The organism is Bradyrhizobium sp. IC3195 (genome assembly GCF_020193585.1).
GTDB classification, from domain to species: Bacteria; Pseudomonadota; Alphaproteobacteria; order Rhizobiales; family Xanthobacteraceae; genus Bradyrhizobium; species Bradyrhizobium yuanmingense.
Genome location: NZ_JADYVG010000056.1, coordinates 1 through 2,944, shown reverse-complemented (window position 1 = coordinate 2,944; position 2,944 = coordinate 1). Strand labels below are relative to the sequence as shown.

Here is a 2,944-nt window from a genome sequence, read left to right as displayed (position 1 = left end):
TGGTACACTTCCTTGAAAAATTTTCCCTTACTGATCAAGCTGTCGCAGTTGGCATAGGGTTTGAACAGAGAGGCGCATCCACCGCAGCCGACCACGAAGCGGCGGCTACGCTAACGCTTCTTCGGCTGTGGCCTTTTGACGCAATGACACGAGCTGCCACATGGAGTCGGTCTCAATAGCACGTCACAAAAACTGCCCTCAATGTGGCTCTGCATTGGTCCACCTCGAGTGGCATGAACGCATCGGTGCGCGGGGGGTCCAAGATCTCTGGCGCTGCTGGAACTGCAGGAATGAATTCATGACCGTTTGCACTTCTGACGATACGGATCCTCCTGCCGCTGAGATCACGAAGCTCTTCTTTACCAGCCTGTTAGTCTGATCATGACGCCTGACCCGCTAACACTTGCATCCGAGCGGACTTGGCAATCCAAAGCAAGGCGGAGGGTCGCCTAGGCGAAAACGATTGGGCCGTAGCTGCTCAGTAATACGCTGCGCGACCCTCCCGTCATAAATGCAGTTGGAATGTCCTTATGAGGCTCGTACGTGCAATCGTCGGCTTGGCCCTGTCGGCAGTGGGATTGTACGTTATTATCGGTGAGCACTTCGCTGGAACATCGGCGGACGCTACACTCAATGCTCGGCTCTACATCGTTCGCGCCCCAATCGAAGGAAAGGTAACGCTTGCCGTAAAGAGCATCGGCGCGCGCATTAGTCCCGGCGAGCTCATAGCAGAAATCAACGACCAACGCTTCGATACCGCGAGGCTTCTTGAGCTTGATCGCGATCGCACGAACCAGCAGATCGAGCTCAACCGTCTCGTTGGCCAGCGAGAGGCCTTGTCCGCATCCAGGTCTCGCTTCGATGTTCAATCAACTGATTACCAGCCCGGAAGGGTTCGGCAGATTGAGGCTCGAATTGCCGAAACGAAAGCAGCTCAAGACGCTGCGGCCACACGCCTTCGTCAAGCGGACGCAGAATGCAAGCGAGCAAACGAACTAAGCACGCGTGGTGTACAGACGGCGGCGAATTTGGATCGCGCTCGTGCAACTTACGACGTCGCGCAGCAAGAACTGGAGAGTGCGCAGCAGCGAGTGAAATATTTGGAGACGGAACTTACGTCCGCTCGCGAGGGCGTCTTCATCGGGGAGTCCTATAACGACGCTCCCTCCTCGGCCCAACGTATCCGAGAGCTCGAGCAGCGGTTGGCCGAGCTAAATGTCGACAAGGAGCAGGTGAAAGCACGTATTGTACAGCTCGACCGGCAAGTCGATGCCGAGCGTCTTCGTGTCAATAATCTGAGCTTCGCTACCCTTAATGCCAGCGTCGTTGGTCTGGTCTGGGACATACTAATAGACGATGGCCAATACGCGCGGCGCGGCCAGGATCTCGTCAAGATCGTAGACTGCAGTACCCAGATTGTCACCGCGGGCGTCAGCGAATCTCTCTACGACGGTCTCTCGGTGGGAACGGCCGCGCAATTTCGGTTGTTTCGAGATGATCGTATTTTCAATGGAACCATAACCCGCCTTGGCGGATCCGGTGCGGCCTCGCTCTACACCAATTTTGCTGTGGGTCCAAGTGCGCAACATCTCCAGCGCTTTGATGTCACAGTGACAGTTCCAGACCTTGCAGGAGAGGCAGATCTCGGCTGCGCGATTGGACGTACTGGACGCGTCATCTTCACAGCTGGCCCAATCGCACAATTCCGTCGCTTTATAACGCGGTACGGACTCTGATGATTCTGCTGTCGCCACTCGTTGCTGCCTTCGCAGGCGCCGCCTTCATAATTGGGCTCTGCCTTACCGTCTTTCCGTTTCTCAATCCGATGAAGTGGTATTGGCGCGCTCTGCTCCTGGGGACGGCTGCCGTACTGTCTTGGCGTTATATGGCTTGGCGCTTCACCGAAACGCTGGCGCCCCTCGACTGGACTGCGGACGCGCTGTTCAGTTGGGCATTCGCCATCCTCGAAGCTCTGACGATGCTTTCCTCTACCATCGCGTTTTTCATACTGTCGCGGGTGAAAGAGCGGTCGGCAGAAGCAGACCGGTACTCCGAATGGTGGCTGCCTGGAGAAGCGCCGCGTGTGGACGTCTTTATCACGACTTACAACGAGCCGTCGGAAGTGCTCGAGCGCACGATCATTGGCGCGGCGCAAATCCGCTATCCACGGCTTCGGATTTTTATCCTCGACGACGGCGCCAGGAATTGGGTGCGGCAACTTTGCGAGCTGCACGAAATCGGATATCTCGCACGCTCGGATAAGGAGCACGCTAAAGCGGGAAACGTTAACCATGCACTTCGCGCGTGCGCCCGCGATCCAGCCCCCCCGGTCTTTGTCGCTGTACTTGACGCAGATTTCGTTCCCCATGCGGACTTCATCGAGCGGACGCTAGCGTTGTTTCACGAGCCAAGCGTCGCACTCGTGCAAACCCCGCAGCACTTCTTCAATCCTGATCCGATCCAACATAACCTTGGAATAAGCACCGCATATCCGGATGAACAACGTCATTTCTTTGACAACGTCGAGCCAGCGCGGGACGCTTGGGGGATTGCCATCTGCTGTGGGACATCATCCGTAATGCGGGTACCGGCCGTCGAGCAGATTGGCTGGATTCCAACACAAAGCGTAACCGAGGACTTCCTACTCACCCTCAAGCTTGCGGAAAACGGCTGGCAAACTGTGTACCTTAACGAGCCATTGACTGAAGGTTTGGCTCCCGAAGGACTGAAAGAGTATATTACTCAGCGTGGACGGTGGTGCCTCGGCTTGATGCAAATTGTCCGCAACTCATACAGCCCCTTTGGCATGCGCAGCCTTGGTCTGATGCATCGAATCGGGATCCTCGATTCATTGCTCTACTGGCTCAGCACTTTTCCCTTCAGGCTTGCCAGCCTGATTTGCCCACTGTTGTACTGGTGGTTCGGCATCACCATCGTGAACGCG

General features: G+C 56.2%; 2 protein-coding genes. Both read left to right on the top strand.

Going from position 1 to position 2,944, the window contains the following annotated elements; all coding sequences use genetic code 11:
• Positions 1 to 578 precede the first annotated feature (578 nt).
• Complete coding sequence (locus I6F09_RS37025; RefSeq protein WP_225173239.1) at positions 579 to 1,736, top strand: HlyD family efflux transporter periplasmic adaptor subunit; 1,158 nt, start codon at positions 579 to 581, stop codon at positions 1,734 to 1,736.
• Positions 1,736 to 2,944 (top strand): cellulose synthase catalytic subunit (locus tag I6F09_RS37020; protein WP_225143904.1); only part of this gene is annotated, 1,209 nt, incomplete at its 3' end. The genes I6F09_RS37025 and I6F09_RS37020, both read left to right, overlap by 1 nt.